The organism is Hydrogenobacter sp., from assembly GCA_041287335.1.
Taxonomy (GTDB): Bacteria; Aquificota; Aquificia; order Aquificales; family Aquificaceae; genus Hydrogenobacter.
Genome location: JBEULM010000030.1, coordinates 39,424 through 55,607, shown reverse-complemented (window position 1 = coordinate 55,607; position 16,184 = coordinate 39,424). Strand labels below are relative to the sequence as shown.

Genomic DNA, 16,184 nt, shown 5'->3' with positions numbered 1-16,184 from the left:
AAGTTCTCTTTCAAAAGTGCCGTTTTCTCGGGATATAAAAAGGTAATCATCCACAAAATCGCCATCAGCCAGTATGCATGCCCTTTCTAAAAGATTCTTCAGCTCCCTTATATTCCCTTTCCATGGGTAGTTTTTCAGCATTTCCATAGCCTCTGTACTTATCTTCTTATTCCACCTACTGAGAAAAAAATTAACTAATATAGGAATATCTTCTCTCCTTTCCCTGAGAGGTAAAAGGCGCAGTTCAAGGATGCTGAGCCTGTAATAAAGATCCTCCCTGAACTGTCCCTTTTCGCAAAGAGCTTTTAAGTCCCTGTTGGTCGCGGATATTATCCTCACATCCGCAAACTCCTTTTTGACAGAACCTACCCTTCTAAATCTTTTCGTCTCTATAAATCTGAGAAGTTTGGGCTGTATATGCTGAGGTAACTCTCCCACCTCATCAAGAAATAGCGTGCCACCCTTTGCCATTTCAACAAGACCCTTTTTCCTGTGAGAAGCTCCTGTGAAAGCTCCTTTTTCGTGTCCGAAAAGTTCACTCTCAAAAAGTTCCGGAGGTATTGAGGTACATTCTACCACAAGAAAGGGCTTTTCCCTTCTGTGGGAAAGTCCGTGTATATATCTTGCCAAAACTTCCTTACCTGTTCCGGTTTCTCCTATTATGAGCATGTTGGTGTCAGTTTTGGCATACCTTTCGCAGAGAGAGAGAACTTCCGCAAATTTTGGACTTTTTGTATCAAAGGTATAGTCCATGCCTTTTTTGATAAGCTCCTTCAGTGTCAAGTTTTCCTCTTCCGTAAGCTTTTCTTTTATAGCCCTTTTTATGTCTGCTTCAAGTATGTCAAGATTGAAAGGCTTTTGTATAAAGTCGTAAGCACCTGCCTTTATTGACTCCACAGCGGTTTTTATGTCACCGTAACCTGTTATAACTATTATTTTTGCTTCACTCACCTCCTTTACCCTTTTAACCACTTGCGGTCCTTCCGCATCGGGAAGCTTGAGATCAAGTAAAACTATATCGTAAGACTCTTCAAGAAGTGCCTTTAGAGCCTCTTCAAGGCTACCAACACCTCTACAGTTATAATGAGCCTTTGACAAAGCCTTCGTGAGTGCTTGTCTAAGACTTACATCATCTTCTACGAGCAGAAGGCTCACCATAACATAAAAAATATATCACTCAAGTTTGTAGCCAAAACTCCTCACAAGCTCGGGTCTTCTTCTCCAATCGGGCTTTACCCTAACCCAAAGTTCTAAATAAACCTTCCTTCCAGTTATGAGTTCCAACTCCTCCCTTGCCATCTTACCTATAACTTTTAGCCTTTGCCCACCCCTGCCTATAATTATGGGTTTATAATTTTCCCTGTCCACCACTATCTCACCCTTTATCACAAGAACCGAAGGATCATGTTTCCCTTCGGAGATCTCATTAATCACAACTGCAACACCCTGAGGTATCTCTTGATGTACTTTCATAAGCACTTTTTCCCTGACTATTTCAGCTGCTAAAAGACGGAGGGGAAGGTCGGTCAACATATCCTGAGGGAATAGAGGTTCACCTTCGGGAAGGTACTTAAGGATTGTTTTTAAAAGCTCATCCGTGTTGTACCCTTTCAGAGCGCTCACAGGTATCACTTCCTTAAATTCACCGTGCTTCTTGGTGATATTTCCAGCTAATGGAAGAACCTCACTTACGTGTCCTATCTTATCCACTTTATTTATAACTAAAAATACATGCTTTTGGTTTGCCAAAGGTTTTATATAGTTGTTAAATACAAGTTCGTCATCCTCCTTCCATCCATCCTCTGCGTCTATCATAAAAAGTATTATGTCCGCATCATCTAAGGAGGCACTTGCCACTTCTACCATAGCCTCTCCTAAGGCGTCCCTCGGTCTATATATGCCGGGTGTGTCAAGAAAAACTATCTGTGCTTGATCGGGTATATTTTTAACACCAAGCACCCTTATACGTGTGGTACCGGGTTTTGGAGAAACTATGGAAACCTTCGTACCTATTATCTGATTGAGAAGGGTGGACTTACCCACATTTGGTTTCCCAACTATAGCTACGTAGCCAAACTTCATCCCATACCTAAAAGTTTCTTTATGCGTTTTATTAGTCCTGATCTTCTTCTCATTTCGTAGCTTAACCTTTCCAGAGTATCTCCTATCCTACCTGATACTGCCGAAAGACTCCCTTTGTCTTTTATCCTGTCTTCGTAAAGGAACTCTTTAAGTACTTCGTTAGTCTGCTCTAATACTTTTGTGGCTCTCTCTAACTCCTTTTCGTTTTCAAGGTTTAGCTTATTAATAGCGTCTTCCAATGCCTTCCATGTAGCTTCCACTGCGCTATTAAAACTCTTGCTACCAGTTTCGTAATCTCCAGCAAACTGACTCAATATTTGAGTAAGTTTGGACTTAAGACTGAACCTATATTGGGAAAGCTCCATATAAAAAGGTTCCTTTTTATCTATATCTTTAAAGAAGTTCTCTACTATACTGACCAAACTATCTTCTATACTTGGAACTCTGTCCATGATTTTACCTCCACTACTCTCCTTCAAAGGACTGAAGCTCTTCCATAAGTGATTTTACCTGGTGCATAACTGCACCTTTTAACTGCTCTACGCTTGATCCCCAATAAGCTTCGTTAAAAACGATTTTCTTTTCCGGACCTTCTTCACCAAAGCTTCCCGTATAACGTACTATCACCGTAGGATAAGCGGCGTTTTCCTCACAATCATCCTCTTCAATACCGGGAAAGCAGATGAGTAGTTCTATCTCAGGTGGTATAGCCATGCTTTTTAACTCTTTTGCAAGATTTATAAAAATTTCCCTTGGATATTCCATTTTTAGCTCCTTAGGACATCTTGCAAGCTCTTTTTCACAGACGCATCAAGTAAAAAGCCGTAAGTTTTTACAACAAATCCCCCTATAAGGGAAGCATCTTCAGTAACTTCAAACTCCAGCTCTCTTCCAAGCAATTTACCAATAACCTCCCTTATCCTTTCAAGCACCGATCCGTCAGTTTTTTTTGCCAGTATTAAAAATGCTTTGGAAAACCTCAATGTCTTCTCAACTTCGTGATCATATAGCCTTTTTATTTCGGATATTAGAGGAAAGGCGTTTAGCTCAATTATGTAAGATAAGATTGTATCTATCTCCTTAAGTATGTTCAGCCTTTCCCTAATAGCTTTCAGATAAGATAGCTTAGCATCTGAAGGTACTAAAGGATTTATCATAAAATCTCTAAAGCTCTTTTCTTTCCTGTAAAGTTCAGACAGCAAGCCCAAAAAGTCTGATACTGCAAGTAATGTTTTTTTCTCTTTAGGTAACGAACTTATAAGCATCTTGGATAACTTTCTTGCAAGATCCACGTTCTTTATCATGTTTCCTCCAAAAACTTGAGGGATCTTTCTATGTATCTCTTTTGTATCTGCGGATCTTCAAAAGCTTTTTGAAGCATTTCTGTAGCCAGCTCTTTAGCTTTCTCCATGCCAAAGTGTAAAAGTTCTTCTTTTGCTCTCTTTGTTTCTATCTGTATGGCTTCCTCAGCTTTTTCCCTAATTCTTCCCGCTATTTGCTGTGCCTTCTTAAGCTCCTCTTCCTTCACGTATTCGGCAGTTTCTTGAGCCAGCTTTATCTGTTCTTTATACCTCCTTTGTGCATCCTCATAACTTTCTTTGGCTCTGTTTAGCTCCTCCTTTGCAAGCTTTAGCTCCTCTTCCGAAGCGTTAAGCTTCTCTGTGAGACTCTTAAAGAAGTTACCGAAAGCTTCGGATATTGGCTTGCGACCAAAGTAGTAAACTATTCCCAAAAATAAGATTATGTTAAAGCCTTTCCAGAAAAGCTCCAGAGCGCTATGTCCGTTTTCCGTCATGCAGCTTCCTCCAGAAGTTTATCCCTTATGAGCTTAGCTATTTCTACTATTCTTTCCTCAAGTTTTCTCTTTTCTTCCTCAAGGGATCTCCTTATTTCTTCAACAGCCTTTAATATTTCCTCCTGAGTTTCCCGCTCTACTCTTTGCAGGATCTCAACTTTCAATTTTTCGGCTTCCTTTCTGGATCTATCAAGTATAGCGTTAGATTCCCTTCTACCTTCCTCCAATATTTTTGTGGCTTCAGACAAAAGTTTTGTAGCTTCCTCTCTGATTTTCTTCGCTTCTTCCAGATTTTTTTCCGTTACGCTTTCCCTCTCTAATATTACCCGGGTGTAAGGTCTTACGAGTATGTAGTTTACAAGTAGCATAAATATCAAAAATAACCCCGCCTGCAACAAAAGTGTAAAATTAGGGTAAAGCGCCTGCTGTATATCCATTATTCAGCCTCCACCTAACCTATTATAACCTCAAAAACTACAAAAGGCAATCAAGCTCTCCTTTTTATTTTATCATATTAAGCAAGAATGAAAAAAGGTATAAACTTGGTCATTTTTCTGATCTCCCTTTCAGCCTTTATATCAATAACCTTATTTGAAGCTTTCCTCGTGATACTGCTCATTTACTATACTCTTTATTTGCTGAAAAATAGGGAACTACCAAAAGGTATTTTATTCAAGCCTCTTGTGATGTACGCTGTTCCGACTTTTTTATCTGCCCTTTTTTATACGCCCTGGTACATCAATAAGGGTATTGAAAGGAGCTTCTTCATGTTCATTTACCCAATCGGTGGATACGCGAGAAGATCCGAGAAGTTTTTCTATAGGCTTAACATGATGCTTCTCTCTATAGGGTATATCCTAATTCCAGTAGTTATATACAGATTTTACAAAACTGGACAGCCCGCTCCTGTCTGGGGAGGGTGGTTTGAAGTTGGTATATTTTACTCTATATTTTCGCTATCCGCTTTATCCCTTTTTATAAAGGATAAGAAGTACGTCTATCTTGTGAGCTTCTTTCTTTTCGTGTGCTTTGTGCTTTTGAGTATGAGAAGATCAGCCATACTCTCTCTCGTAATTTCGCTTTTCATATTCGCATTCCTTATGAGAAAGCACCTATCTTTTAGGTCTGTAGTGATCTCTTCTTTGATGCTCCTCAGCATGGTAGGATTTTCTTTTTACATACTTATTAAAAAGGACGAGAGGTTCAGCACCCTTTATCAGGTTATTACGGGACAAAAGCCCTTAAATGAAGAGACATTAAACAAAATATCAAGTCTCAGGTGGCAAAATTTCAAAGCCGGTGTTGAGGTAATAAAGAGAGATTTATCTGAAAGGAATTTTCTTCCGCTACTCATAGGACACGGCGTAAACCCAGGATTTGAGCTTGAACCGAAATCTCAGATTAGCGGAGCATACGAGTCAGTGCTCTTTATATCAGTACTTATAGAAAATGGCATTTTAGGACTTTCAGGTATAGCGTACCTTTACGCTAAATACTACACCTTTGTAATGAGATTTCGCCTAAGCAGAGAGAATATATTTGTTGTGCCTTTCTTACTTACACCATCCCTTATATTTGTCGGATCTATCTTTACAGGCTTTTGGGATGCCCTTTTACCTCTTTATCTTGTTTGGTTTAGGATAGTAGAGGAAGAGCAAAAAGCTTGACTGTAGCTTGTTTTTATCGTAGTATTTTTACGTGTGAGAGAGATAGTAGAAGCTAACATAAAAGGGATAATAAAGGAGCTTTATGGACTGCATATAGAGGGCTTTGTTATAGACAAACCCAAAGACGAAAAACTGGGTGATTTAGCTACAAATGTTGCCTTTCTCTTATCAAAAGAGCTAAAGCTGGATCCTAAGCAAGTAGCACAAGAGCTTGCAAAAAAATTGAGTGATGAAAATGTATCTGCAAAAGCTACGGGCGGTTTTATAAACTTTACTTTTTCGGAGATGTATCTCAAGGAGGAATTTGAAAGACTCGTTCTGGAGGGAGAAGCATACTTTGTGGAAAACTTAGGCTGTGGAGAAAAAGTGCAGGTGGAATTTGTGAGCGCAAACCCCACGGGTCCTCTTCATTTAGGTCACGGAAGAGGCGCTGTAGTAGGGGATGTACTTGCTAACCTTTTAGAAACCTTTGGCTACAATGTTACCAGAGAATACTACATTAACGATGCGGGCTATCAGGTTTACCTTCTGGGACTTTCCATACTTTATAGATACAAAGATCTTTTGAATCAGCATGATGAGGAGCTTAAGGAGATTTATGAAAGAGAGGGATATAAAGGTGGCTACATTGTACAGCTTGCCAAAGATGCAAAAGCCTTTTACGGCGATACTCTCCTCAAGGAGGATAAAGAAAAAGCTATAGATCTGCTTAAGGATTACGGAGTAAAAAGGCTCTTAGAGGAAATTAAAAGCACTTTAGAACTGTTGAATATAAGATTTGACGTTTGGTATAGCGAAAGAACCCTTTACCAAGGAGGTAAAGTCCAAGAGGTCATAAATGCGCTCACGGAGAAAGGTTATACATACGAAAAGGATGGGGCTTTGTGGTTCAGATCAACTCAATTTGGGGATGATAAAGATAGGGTACTGAGAAGATCTGATGGGACATATACTTACTTTGCCAGTGACGTAGCTTATCACTGGGAAAAATATAAGAGAGGTTTCACTCGTGTGATAAACATCTGGGGAGCTGACCATCACGGATACCTTCCCAGACTAAAAGGAGCGCTTTTGGCTTTAGGTGTACCTCCCGATTGGTTGAGCGTACAGTTCGTTCAGATGGTTAGACTCTTCAGCCAAGGTCAGGAGATGAGGATGTCCAAAAGAACTGGGGAGTTCATAACACTTAAGGAACTTGTAGAAGAAGCTGGACCCGACGCGGTCAGGTTTATCTTTTTGACAAAGAGAAGCGATACACCTCTGGATTTTGATATAGACCTTCTAAAAAAGAAAAGCTCTGAAAATCCAGTTTTTTACGTCCAATACATGCATGCGAGGATAAGAGGAGTTTTCAGGGAAGTACTTTCCAGATTCGGCATAGATGCGGATACGGAAAGGCTTGAAAATCATGTTTATTCTTTAAAAGAAGAACAGGAGATCAAGCTTATAAAAAGGGTGGTATTTCTAAAGGATCAGATAAAGGAAGCTGTTGTTAAGATGCATCCTCATATAATAACTTATGAGCTTATAGAACTCGCAAAAGACTTTCATAATTACTACAATCACTATCGCATTATGGTTGAAAATAGGAGCGTGATGCTTTCCCGCCTTGCTTTACTCAAAGGAATTGAAAGATCCGTAAAATTTGCGCTAAAATTAATGGGGGTAACAGCACCAGACAGTATGTAAAGGAGGAGAAAATGAAGAGGGAAAGGCTCGTAATCCTTCTTGGATTGCTCGTAGCTACAGTTTTTTTCTATCTTGGACTGAATGCCTGGCTTAAAAACAAGGAGGAGAAGGTTGTACCTCCACCTGTAGTCATACAACCCAAACCTAAGGAAGCTACACCTCAAACTCAAACTGCGCAACCTCCAACACCACCTGCTGAAAAGACACCACCTTCAGAAGAAAAACCTCATGAGGAAAAGAAGGAGAGAGAAGTACAAAAAGTTAAAGAGGAGCCTATAGCGCAAAAGATAAAAGAGGAAAAGAAGACGGTAAAAAAAGAGGAGCATAAAAAGAAGACCTACACAGTACAAATAGGAGCCTTTTCTAACGCCGAAAATGCGCGAAAAGCCCTCAAGAAGGCAGAAGAATTGGGATACAAAGGTAGCATAGTGCAGGAGGAAGGTCTTTATAAAGTGAGGCTGAAGGTTGCTACTGCTGATATAAAAAAGGACGTGAGCAGGTTAAAGAGCCATTTTGGAAGTGTTCTTCTTAAGCGATGAAAAGGGTCTTACTTTTGATATTCTTAGCTCTAGTTTCATGTGCAGTCAAAGATCAAAAAGAGACAAAAGAGTGGCAGTATTATTACGATCTTGGTATGTCTTCTTACGTTGCTAAAAACTACTCTGACGCTATAGCAAATTTTTTTAGATCAGCACAGATAGCACCGAAAGAACCGAAAGTGTGGAATGCCTTAGGACTCGCCTATATGGAAGCAAAAGAGTTCCAAAAGGCGGAAAATTCCTTTCGGAAAGCGCTGGAGGTTGACCCTACATACACAGAAGCTAAGATGAATCTTGGCATACTGTACTACAACATTAAGGATTACGAAAAAGCAAAAAGTACCTTGGAAGATACACTCAAGGATGAGACTTTTTCTCAAAAGCATATGGCTTATTACTATCTTGCGAAAGTTTATAAAGCTCTGGGTGAGGATCAAATGTATATAGATAGCTTAGAAAAGGCTACAGCTTATAATCCTATGTTTTTAGAAGCTCAGATGGAGCTTGCGCAAGAATATGAAAGGAGGGGTGATTACGAGAAGGCCAAGGATATTTACAGTGCGTTGCTTAATAATAACGTGGATAATCCTGTAGTTCTTCTCGGTCTTGCAAGAGTAAATTTCCAGCTCGGCAATTACGAAGCCTCAAAGGATATAATAAGGAGCATCCTTGAGAAAAAGGAAAGTGATAATCTAATCAGGAGTCAGGCTTACGAACTTCTAAACAAGGTACTTATAAAGGAACAAGAGAAATATATACGTAGCCTACACAGAGGAGAAAAACCTGAAGAGGTACCTTCTTCAGCGCAGACAAAAAAAGAAGAGCAGCTTCAAATAAAAGAAAAAACGTATGCCATACAGTTGGGGAGCTTTTCCTCTTATGAAAGAGCAGATGCTTTCAAGAAAAAGTTAGAAGGATCTCTCAAAGACGTCAGAGTGATAGAACAATCTGGAATATACAAAGTTATGTATGGAAGATTTACCAGCAAAGAAGAAGCTGAAAAAGAGCGGAAGAATCTTTTAAAAAACTTTAACATCCTTGGTTTTATAGTAGAACAGTGACTAACATCTCTTGAGAGCATCCTTGAGCATACTTTTCATTCTTATAAAGTGAGTACCTTTCCAGAAGATGCTGGCGCATTTTGGGCATTGCGTAAAGTCGTATCCAAATTCGTAAACGATAAGTGGCAGTTTGTCCTTTATTCGGTCCTTGTTTACTTTCTTAAGTTCCGTGTTGCAGTAAGGACATCTGTTTAACAAAAGTTTAGGCTTTATCCGGAAATGTTTTACTATAAGGCATAGCTGAACTTCCCAGTCATCCTTTGGTATAATGATATAAGAAATACCCCAGCTTATAAAATGCCTTTCCCATTTTCTTGAAGTAGTTACAAAAATCCTGTTTGCGTGGCTAACTATATCCTTCTTGTTTATAGCCCCCTTCAATACCTGTACATCTTGACCCAGGAATCTCAACCACTTAGCTAACTTTTCAAGGTCAGATTCAAGTAGAAACTTCAAGTTCCTCCATACTGATAACTTCCTCGGGATGCGCTATTCTCCCAAGTACCGCACTTGCTGCAACAACTGCAGGATTTGCCAAATAAGCTTCACTCTTGGGATGCCCCATTCTTCCCGGAAAGTTTCTGTTGGATGTGGAAATACACCTCTCACCTTCAGCCAAAATACCCATATGCCCACCCAAACATGGACCGCAGGTGGAAACGGAAACTATGCATCCTGCCTCTGTAAAGATGTCTATCAGTCCTTCGTGAAGGGCTTGATGGTAAACAGCCTTTGATGCTGGTATCACTATACAGCGTACGTAAGGATGTACCCTTTTACCTTTCAAGATTCTCGCAGCGATCCTGAGGTCTTCTATCTTTCCATTGGTACAAGAACCTATGAAAGCTTGATCTATGGTTATGTGCGTGGATTCACTTACAGGATGTACGTTAGATGGGAGGTAAGGCCATGCAACGAGCGGTTCTATTTTACCCGCATCCCATTCGTAAACTTCCACATAATTTGCATCCGGATCACTGGTGTATACCTTCCAAGGTTTCTTTGCCCTCTTTGATACATACTCCACAGTCTTTTCGTCAGGCGCTATTATACCATTTTTACCTCCAGCTTCTATAGCCATGTTCGCTATGGTAAGTCTTTGTTCAACGGACAGATCACTTATGGCTTCACCTTCAAATTCCATAGCTCTGTACAGCGCTCCATCAACACCGATTTGACCTATAGTGTAAAGGATAAGATCTTTGCCAGTTACCCAAGGTTTTGTCTTTCCATAGAAAATAAATTTCATAGATTCCGGCACTTTCAACCAGATCTCACCGGTAGCTAAGGCGTAAGCCAAATCAGTAGAACCGACACCTGTAGCAAAAGCTCCTATACCTCCATAGGTACATGTATGGGAATCTGCACCTATAACGAGATCTCCTGGCACTACTATACCCTGCTCTGGAAGTATGGTATGTTCTATCCCCTCACCTTCCTGGAAAAACCACTTTACATTATGTTTTCTCGCGAACTGTCTCACGATCTTTGCCTGCTCGGCGGACTTTATATCTTTAGCAGGAACAAAGTGAGACAGTACCAAAGCAACCTTGTTTGGATCAAATATCTTATCTATACAGTACTTCTCTAAAGTTTTTATGGCAAGTGGTGCGGTCACATCGTTAGCCATAGCAAGATCAATCTTCGCAGTGATCAACTCTCCAGAAAACACTTCCTTTTTTCCCGCGTGCTGTGCAAGTATCTTCTCAGTTATAGTCATACCCATACTTTACCTCCTTCTCGGTTTTTGCTCTCACTCACACCATCCCTCCAACGGGTTCCTCTTGTGTCTTTTTATCAAGATTTATCTCTTCCTTTTTGCACTCATTCTTTATCTCAACACCATATAACTTTAGAACCTCAACAAATTCTTCGCAAGATATGGTTTCCTTCTCAAGCAACTTCTTTACAACAGCTTTAAGAGGTTCTTTGTGCGTCTCTATAGTTTTTCTTGTCTCTTCGTATGCCCAAGTGAGTATGTTCTTCACTTCCTGATCTATTTCCTTCCTCAAATCCTCGCTTATATCCACAGATGTGGTCATGCCCCCTAAGAAGGGATTTACGGTTTTTCTGACAGCAAGGGGTCCTACCCTATCACTCATTCCCCACATGGAAACCATCCTGTAGGCAAGTTCTGTTGCCCTCTGAAGATCATTCTCCGCACCGGTAGTTATACCCTCCTTCCCGTAAAAAACTTCCTCGGCTGCGCGCCCACCCATAAGGGTGAGTATCTTTCCCATAAGGTCCTCTTTATCATACATGTGCTTGTCATCTATAGGGAGCTGTTGAGTCACACCAAGAGCCATACCTCTTGGTATTATGGATACTTTGTGAAGCGCATCTGACCCTGGTACCATAAGGCTCATAAGTGCATGACCTGCCTCATGATACGCTATCTTTTCCTTCTCCTTGGGTGATATGACCATCCCTTTCCTCTCAAGACCCATAGTTACCCTGTCTATAGCTTCCTCTATGTCTTCCATTTCCACATAGTCTTTACCCTTTCTCGCTGCAAGAAGCGCCGCTTCGTTAAGTACATTCTCAAGATCCGCGCCGGTAAAACCCGGAGTAGCTCTTGCAACTATTTCCAAATCAACATTCGGAGCGAGCTTTTTGTCTTTAGCATGAACTTTGAGTATTTCGTATCTACCTCTTACATCAGGTCTTGGAATGAACACCTGCCTGTCAAACCTTCCCGGTCTCAAAAGAGCAGGGTCAAGTATGTCCGGTCTGTTGGTTGCAGCGATGACTATGATACCTTCTGATGTGTCAAAACCATCCATCTCTACAAGGAGTTGATTAAGTGTTTGTTCCCTTTCGTCATGTCCTCCTCCGAGATTCACGACCCCTCTGGATCTGCCTACTGCATCTATCTCGTCTATGAATATGATGCACGGAGCGTGCCTCTTTGCGGTATCAAATAGATCCCTCACCCTTGCAGCCCCGACCCCTACAAACATCTCAACAAAATCAGAACCTGATACGGATATGAAAGGTACGTGGGCTTCACCTGCTATCGCTTTTGCAAGGAGCGTTTTACCTACGCCGGGTTCACCATAAAAGAGAACGCCTTTAGGAGGTCTCCCTCCAAGCCTTTGAAATTTCACAGGATCTTTAAGATACTCTATTATCTCTTTTACTTCTTCTTTAACTTCCTCCATGCCTGCCACGTGATTGAGTGTCACCTTAGGTTTTTCATCTATGTAAACCTTTGCCCTACTCTTTCCAAAGCTAAAAGCTCTAGAATTGGGATTCCCCCCTCCGCTTACCTGCCTCATCATATAAATCCATATACCTATAAAGAGGAGAATGGGAAGCCAAGATACCAAAAAGCTTACAAACCATCCGTTGTGTTCAGGGACAGAAACCTCAACTTTAACACCCTTGTCTATGAGCTTCCCTACTATATCTGATCCCTGAGGTATACCAGTCTCTATCCTTTGACCGTCGGTTGTAACACCTACTATGACGTTGTCCTTGACTTTTACTTCCTTGAGCTTACCTTCATCAGCAAGCTGTAGCACTGTATTTAAAGGGGTTTTTACCACCGTCTCTTTACTCCCTTCAAAGAGGTTAAAGGCGAGTATCATAAAGCCAAGTATAAGTATCCAGACAAAAAGATTCTTTGCCCACTGCATTCGCTAACCTCCTAATAAGGATTAAACATAATCAACCTTCCTATCTTTGCAAGTATAAGTAGTCTCCTTCTACTTTCAGCCTTATGCCTTCACCTAAATCCATACTTCCCCCCCTGATTATGAGGTGCATGGCTTGTTCTATCTTCCTCATATCTTTCACGCCAAGCCATAGAGAAAGCACCCTCCTTTGAAGAGCAGGGTGTAGGGATTTTAATACTCTTCTGCGCAAAGCTTGTCCTTTTGTACATCTTTCTAAAGCTTTGAGGGACTGCTCCCTGATAAAGTCTTCTTCTTCTTTAAGTATGTTTCTCAGCCTAAGCACGGAAGCCTCAAGGTCAGGATTTATCTTTTTTAGTTCTGGCAATACCCTATGCCTTATTCTGTTCCTTGCGTACTTAACATCGTAATTTGTAATGTCCTCCACCCACAACTCCTTTCTTGAGATCACAAATTCCCTTATCTCTTCCTTCGTTACCCAGTAAAGCGGTCTTACAATATCATCTAACTTTTCATCAAAACCCGTAAGCCCATCAAGTCCGCTTCCCCTTACAAGCCAAAGTATTATGGTTTCCACAAGGTCGTTAAGGTGATGCGCAGTAGCTATCAAATCAAAGCCTTTTCTATTTTTTATATCCCTCAAAGCTCTGTACCTTACTTCCCTTGCTAAAGCTTCTAGATTCTCACCGCTATCTTTTGCCATCTCTTTCACTTTAAATTTCTCAACAAATACTTCTAAGCCCTTTCTTTTGGCGAATTCCAAAGCGAACTCTTCATCATTTTCTGAATTTTCTCTTATGCCGTGATTTATATGTGCTAAAGCGAGTCTTTTAAGTCTAAAAAAATCCTTGAGTTCCAGCATAGCCAAGGTTAGAGCCACGGAATCTATGCCTCCTGAGAAGGCTATAAGCACAGAAGCTTCTTCAGGTATGAGTTTTTTTTGCCTCTGAAGTGTAATAACCTTCCTGAGCAGTGTTGAGCGGGTTACTAACTTTTTCATCTTGACATATTTCACCTCAAATGTTTTATAATTTAATACGATAAAGGGCGCGTAGCTCAATGGCAGAGCGGGCGGCTCATAACCGCCCGGTTGGGGGTTCGAGTCCTCCCGCGCCCATTAATTTATAAGTTTTTCTAAGAAATTGCCGAAAAAGACAAAAGCGCCTATTCTTATCCCTCTCGCTATTAAGCTTGCCACGAGAAAGGACAAAAGGGGCATCTTAAAGATACCAGAAAGCCAACAGACGAGTTTATACGGCTCACCTATCAAAACAGCGAAAAATCCATATTTATTAAATACGCTCTCTCCTTTCAGATACATTCTCTCACCAAGAAGACGTTTTACAAAAGCCTCACCAAGAAAACTCGCCATGTAATACGCTACCAAGGCACCGAGCATATTCCCTAAAAGGGCTACAGCGCCAGCTATGTAAGTGCTGAGTTTAAAAAGTGGTGCACCCACAATAAATGGATAAGGTGGTATGGGTTGGATCAGAGACTCTGTAAAGGATATAAGAAATATAGCTGTATAACCGTAACTTGCAACAAAGTTCTGCGCATAACTTTTAAGTTCTGGAAAAAACTGCTCTATCAATGAAGGTAAACCTCCATACCATCAAAAGCAGCGATAGTTTCAACTTGTGTGATAATGCTAACCTGCTTTGCAACCTCTTGGGGATCATAGTGCTTTAAAAATTCGTACCCAAAATGGGTGAGTACAGCCCTTTTAGGCTTTAAACCATTTATAAGTTTAATAGCATCATCTACACAAAGATGCTCTATATACGTCCTTTTACTGTAAAGAGTGGTATTTATGATCATGATATCCACATTTTTAGGGTAAACCTCCAACATCTTCTCTTCAAAAAGTGCGCACGTTACGTAAAGAATTCTATCGTTAAAGAGCAAAGCGTAAGTTTCCGCATTGTGATGCCTGTGTTTCATAACCGCTTTCACTTTTACATCCATATACTTTATAATTTTTCCCTCTTCAAAAAATGCTTCGTAGGCTAACCTTTTTCTCAAATAGGGTAAAAGTATCCTATCTTCTCCCTCAAAGACAGAGCGCGGTGCAAGCAAAGCTGTATGATACCTTTTCCCACCATCCGTTGCGGACTCTAAGATGGAGTTTACATCAGCGGAATGATCAAGATGTACATGGGAGAGTACGACAAGATCAAGATCTCTCGGATCAAAATCCATCTGGTGAAGGTAAACAAAAGCTCCCGGACCAGGATCAACGTGAATCCACCTCCCTGATAGGTTAAGCAAAAAGCCACCCGATCTCCTAAGAAGCCTAAAAGTACTTGCTCTGCCTCCTGCTGTTCCCAAAAACAGTATCTTATCCAACTTCTTCCATTTGTATAGAACCACTAGGACAGCTTTCCATCACCTCTCGTACAGCCCATTTAAGATGATCATCATATCCCTTTTTTATAGGTAACACTAATGGTATACCATCACCTCTATCGGCAAACACCTTGGGAAGCGTATCATAACATAGCCTGCAGGCTGTACATGTATCTATATCAATTAAGATCCTCATTCTTCCTCTGTTATGATAGAACCACTGGGGCATTCATCTGTAACTTCCTTCACTTCTTGCTCAAGCTCTGCAGGCACGAGCATCCAGCCGTCGGGTCCGGGGCTTACCACCTCGGCTATGCCGTCTCCTCTGTTTTTGTAAACCTCTGGAACTCTATCATAACAAAGCTCACAGGAAGTGCAGGTATCAGGATCAACCTTAGTTCTAAGTGCCATACTACTTACCTCCTTAGCAAAGTATTAGGCTATTAAAATATAACACATCTTTAAGTTATCAATATATTCTAAATCATCCTCTTACCAAAAGTTCTTGTACCGTACTCCCGATAAAGGCGGGGTTTTCTATGACATGCACACCTGCTTCTCTCAGAGCTTGCATCTTAGCCTGTGCTGTTCCTTTACCTCCTGTTATTATGGCTCCTGCGTGTCCCATACGTCTGCCGGGTGGTGCGGTAATGCCAGCAATATAGGCAAAAACAGGCTTTCTTACATGAGCCTTTATATATTCAGCTGCTTCTTCTTCCGCGGTACCGCCTATCTCACCAATCATCAGAATGGCTTCCGTTTCTGGGTCTTCGTTAAACATGGCTATTACATCCTTGTGAGAAAGCCCATGCACTGGGTCTCCTCCTATACCTACCGCAGTAGATTGTCCAAGCCCATACTGAGTAAGCTGGAAGGAAGCCTCGTAGGTGAGCGTTCCGCTCCTTGAGGCGATACCTATGCTTCCGCGTCTAAAGATGTGTCCAGGCATTATGCCTACTTTTGCCTCTCCGGGAGTTATTACACCCGGGCAGTTTGGACCTATAAGCTTCGCCTTTGGATAATTTTTGAGCATATAGTGTTTTACCATAAGCATGTCTTTGACAGGTATGCCCTCTGTTATGCAAACAATAAGCTCTATGCCTGCATCAAGAGCTTCCACTATTGCATCTCCTGCAAAGGCTGGAGGGACGAATATGAGGGAACAGTTAGCACCTGTCTCCTTTACCGCCTCTTCCACCGTATTGAAAACGGGTATATCTTCCACCTTCTGACCACCTTTGCCGGGAGTGACTCCTGCTACTACCTTAGTGCCGTAAGCTTTACACTGAAGGGCATGAAAAGACCCTTCCTTTCCAGTTATACCCTGAACTACTACCCTTGTGTCTTTGTTGACGAGTATGGACATC

20 protein-coding genes and 1 tRNA gene are annotated in these 16,184 nt (G+C 41.1%); 5 read left to right on the top strand and 16 right to left on the bottom strand.

What is annotated here, in order from left to right; all coding sequences use genetic code 11:
- The 7 genes from ABWK04_04395 to ABWK04_04365 all read right to left on the bottom strand — a co-directional run.
- A partial coding sequence (locus tag ABWK04_04395; GenBank protein MEZ0361127.1) for a sigma-54 dependent transcriptional regulator occupies window positions 1–1,158 on the bottom strand: 1,158 nt, incomplete at its 3' end.
- Window positions 1,159–1,173: 15 nt separating this feature from the next.
- Window positions 1,174–2,082: a GTPase Era gene (gene era, locus ABWK04_04390; protein ID MEZ0361126.1), complete on the bottom strand. Its 909-nt coding sequence runs from the start codon at window positions 2,080–2,082 to the stop codon at window positions 1,174–1,176.
- On the bottom strand, window positions 2,079–2,534 hold the full coding sequence (locus ABWK04_04385; GenBank protein ID MEZ0361125.1) for a hypothetical protein: 456 nt from the start codon (window positions 2,532–2,534) through the stop codon (window positions 2,079–2,081). Before ABWK04_04385 ends, era begins: the two co-directional genes overlap by 4 nt.
- Window positions 2,535–2,547: 13 nt before the next feature.
- Entirely contained in the window at window positions 2,548–2,847 is a 300-nt protein-coding gene (locus ABWK04_04380; GenBank protein MEZ0361124.1) for a hypothetical protein, read from the bottom strand.
- 2 nt (window positions 2,848–2,849) lie between these two features.
- Window positions 2,850–3,386, bottom strand: a complete 537-nt coding sequence (locus ABWK04_04375; GenBank protein MEZ0361123.1) for a F0F1 ATP synthase subunit delta — start codon at window positions 3,384–3,386, stop codon at window positions 2,850–2,852.
- Complete coding sequence (locus ABWK04_04370) at window positions 3,383–3,877, bottom strand: ATP synthase F0 subunit B (GenBank protein ID MEZ0361122.1); 495 nt, start codon at window positions 3,875–3,877, stop codon at window positions 3,383–3,385. Before ABWK04_04370 ends, ABWK04_04375 begins: the two co-directional genes overlap by 4 nt.
- Window positions 3,874–4,314: an ATP synthase F0 subunit B gene (locus ABWK04_04365; protein MEZ0361121.1), complete on the bottom strand. Its 441-nt coding sequence runs from the start codon at window positions 4,312–4,314 to the stop codon at window positions 3,874–3,876. Before ABWK04_04365 ends, ABWK04_04370 begins: the two co-directional genes overlap by 4 nt.
- Window positions 4,315–4,401: 87 nt before the next feature.
- On the opposite strand from ABWK04_04365, the gene ABWK04_04360 reads away from it, so the two are divergent.
- From ABWK04_04360 to ABWK04_04345, 4 genes are read left to right on the top strand one after another with little or no spacing between them, the layout of a single operon-like run.
- Complete coding sequence (locus ABWK04_04360) at window positions 4,402–5,544, top strand: O-antigen ligase family protein (GenBank protein MEZ0361120.1); 1,143 nt, start codon at window positions 4,402–4,404, stop codon at window positions 5,542–5,544.
- A 33-nt stretch (window positions 5,545–5,577) separates the two neighbouring features.
- The gene (gene argS, locus ABWK04_04355) at window positions 5,578–7,233 is read left to right on the top strand and encodes an arginine--tRNA ligase (GenBank protein ID MEZ0361119.1); all 1,656 of its coding nucleotides are present in this window, start codon (window positions 5,578–5,580) and stop codon (window positions 7,231–7,233) included.
- A gap of 11 nt (window positions 7,234–7,244) precedes the next feature.
- On the top strand, window positions 7,245–7,772 hold the full coding sequence (locus ABWK04_04350; protein MEZ0361118.1) for an SPOR domain-containing protein: 528 nt from the start codon (window positions 7,245–7,247) through the stop codon (window positions 7,770–7,772).
- On the top strand, window positions 7,769–8,833 hold the full coding sequence (locus tag ABWK04_04345; GenBank protein MEZ0361117.1) for a tetratricopeptide repeat protein: 1,065 nt from the start codon (window positions 7,769–7,771) through the stop codon (window positions 8,831–8,833). Before ABWK04_04350 ends, ABWK04_04345 begins: the two co-directional genes overlap by 4 nt.
- On the opposite strand, the gene ABWK04_04340 is transcribed toward ABWK04_04345, so the two are convergent.
- From ABWK04_04340 to tilS, 4 genes are read right to left on the bottom strand one after another with little or no spacing between them, the layout of a single operon-like run.
- Window positions 8,834–9,289 (bottom strand): Mut7-C RNAse domain-containing protein, encoded by a 456-nt coding sequence (locus ABWK04_04340; protein MEZ0361116.1) that lies wholly within the window; start codon window positions 9,287–9,289, stop codon window positions 8,834–8,836.
- Window positions 9,273–10,559, bottom strand: coding sequence for a 3-isopropylmalate dehydratase large subunit (leuC, locus tag ABWK04_04335; GenBank protein ID MEZ0361115.1), 1,287 nt, complete (start codon window positions 10,557–10,559; stop codon window positions 9,273–9,275). Before leuC ends, ABWK04_04340 begins: the two co-directional genes overlap by 17 nt.
- A 31-nt stretch (window positions 10,560–10,590) precedes the next feature.
- Window positions 10,591–12,471: an ATP-dependent zinc metalloprotease FtsH gene (gene ftsH / locus ABWK04_04330; GenBank protein MEZ0361114.1), complete on the bottom strand. Its 1,881-nt coding sequence runs from the start codon at window positions 12,469–12,471 to the stop codon at window positions 10,591–10,593.
- 40 nt (window positions 12,472–12,511) lie between these two features.
- Window positions 12,512–13,468 (bottom strand): tRNA lysidine(34) synthetase TilS, encoded by a 957-nt coding sequence (gene tilS, locus ABWK04_04325; protein ID MEZ0361113.1) that lies wholly within the window; start codon window positions 13,466–13,468, stop codon window positions 12,512–12,514.
- 45 nt (window positions 13,469–13,513) lie between these two features.
- Between tilS and ABWK04_04320 the strand changes: the two genes are divergently transcribed.
- A tRNA-Ile gene (locus ABWK04_04320) sits at window positions 13,514–13,585 on the top strand.
- Here the strand turns inward: ABWK04_04320 and ABWK04_04315 are convergent.
- The 5 genes from ABWK04_04315 to sucD all read right to left on the bottom strand — a co-directional run bounded on the left by ABWK04_04315 (window position 13,586) and on the right by sucD (window position 16,183).
- Window positions 13,586–14,062, bottom strand: a complete 477-nt coding sequence (locus ABWK04_04315; GenBank protein ID MEZ0361112.1) for a VTT domain-containing protein — start codon at window positions 14,060–14,062, stop codon at window positions 13,586–13,588. It lies immediately after the preceding tRNA gene.
- Window positions 14,059–14,817 carry an MBL fold metallo-hydrolase gene (locus ABWK04_04310; protein MEZ0361111.1) on the bottom strand — a complete coding sequence of 253 codons (759 nt, stop codon included), beginning with the start codon at window positions 14,815–14,817 and terminating at the stop codon, window positions 14,059–14,061. The genes ABWK04_04315 and ABWK04_04310 overlap by 4 nt, the downstream gene beginning before the upstream one ends.
- Window positions 14,810–15,013 carry a ferredoxin gene (locus ABWK04_04305; GenBank protein MEZ0361110.1) on the bottom strand — a complete coding sequence of 68 codons (204 nt, stop codon included), beginning with the start codon at window positions 15,011–15,013 and terminating at the stop codon, window positions 14,810–14,812. Before ABWK04_04305 ends, ABWK04_04310 begins: the two co-directional genes overlap by 8 nt.
- Entirely contained in the window at window positions 15,010–15,228 is a 219-nt protein-coding gene (locus ABWK04_04300) for a ferredoxin (GenBank protein ID MEZ0361109.1), read from the bottom strand. The genes ABWK04_04305 and ABWK04_04300 overlap by 4 nt, the downstream gene beginning before the upstream one ends.
- A 73-nt stretch (window positions 15,229–15,301) precedes the next feature.
- The gene (gene sucD, locus ABWK04_04295; GenBank protein ID MEZ0361108.1) at window positions 15,302–16,183 is read right to left on the bottom strand and encodes a succinate--CoA ligase subunit alpha; all 882 of its coding nucleotides are present in this window, start codon (window positions 16,181–16,183) and stop codon (window positions 15,302–15,304) included.
- Between the last annotated feature and the right edge of the window lies 1 nt (window position 16,184).

Excerpts from the sequence above, each read along its gene's own strand:
- era (MEZ0361126.1), bottom strand. The coding sequence starts at position 2,082 with ATGAAGTTTGGCTACGTAGCTATAGTTGGGAAACCAAATGTGGGTAAG.
- ABWK04_04385 (MEZ0361125.1), bottom strand. The coding sequence starts at position 2,534 with ATGGACAGAGTTCCAAGTATAGAAGATAGTTTGGTCAGTATAGTAGAG.
- ABWK04_04380 (MEZ0361124.1), bottom strand. The coding sequence starts at position 2,847 with ATGGAATATCCAAGGGAAATTTTTATAAATCTTGCAAAAGAGTTAAAA.
- ABWK04_04375 (MEZ0361123.1), bottom strand. The coding sequence starts at position 3,386 with ATGATAAAGAACGTGGATCTTGCAAGAAAGTTATCCAAGATGCTTATA.
- ABWK04_04370 (MEZ0361122.1), bottom strand. The coding sequence starts at position 3,877 with ATGACGGAAAACGGACATAGCGCTCTGGAGCTTTTCTGGAAAGGCTTT.
- ABWK04_04365 (MEZ0361121.1), bottom strand. The coding sequence starts at position 4,314 with ATGGATATACAGCAGGCGCTTTACCCTAATTTTACACTTTTGTTGCAG.
- ABWK04_04360 (MEZ0361120.1), top strand. The coding sequence starts at position 4,402 with ATGAAAAAAGGTATAAACTTGGTCATTTTTCTGATCTCCCTTTCAGCC.
- ABWK04_04350 (MEZ0361118.1), top strand. The coding sequence starts at position 7,245 with ATGAAGAGGGAAAGGCTCGTAATCCTTCTTGGATTGCTCGTAGCTACA.
- ABWK04_04345 (MEZ0361117.1), top strand. The coding sequence starts at position 7,769 with ATGAAAAGGGTCTTACTTTTGATATTCTTAGCTCTAGTTTCATGTGCA.
- leuC (MEZ0361115.1), bottom strand. The coding sequence starts at position 10,559 with ATGGGTATGACTATAACTGAGAAGATACTTGCACAGCACGCGGGAAAA.
- ftsH (MEZ0361114.1), bottom strand. The coding sequence starts at position 12,471 with ATGCAGTGGGCAAAGAATCTTTTTGTCTGGATACTTATACTTGGCTTT.
- tilS (MEZ0361113.1), bottom strand. The coding sequence starts at position 13,468 with ATGAAAAAGTTAGTAACCCGCTCAACACTGCTCAGGAAGGTTATTACA.
- ABWK04_04305 (MEZ0361110.1), bottom strand. The coding sequence starts at position 15,013 with ATGAGGATCTTAATTGATATAGATACATGTACAGCCTGCAGGCTATGT.
- ABWK04_04300 (MEZ0361109.1), bottom strand. The coding sequence starts at position 15,228 with ATGGCACTTAGAACTAAGGTTGATCCTGATACCTGCACTTCCTGTGAG.
- sucD (MEZ0361108.1), bottom strand. The coding sequence starts at position 16,183 with ATGTCCATACTCGTCAACAAAGACACAAGGGTAGTAGTTCAGGGTATA.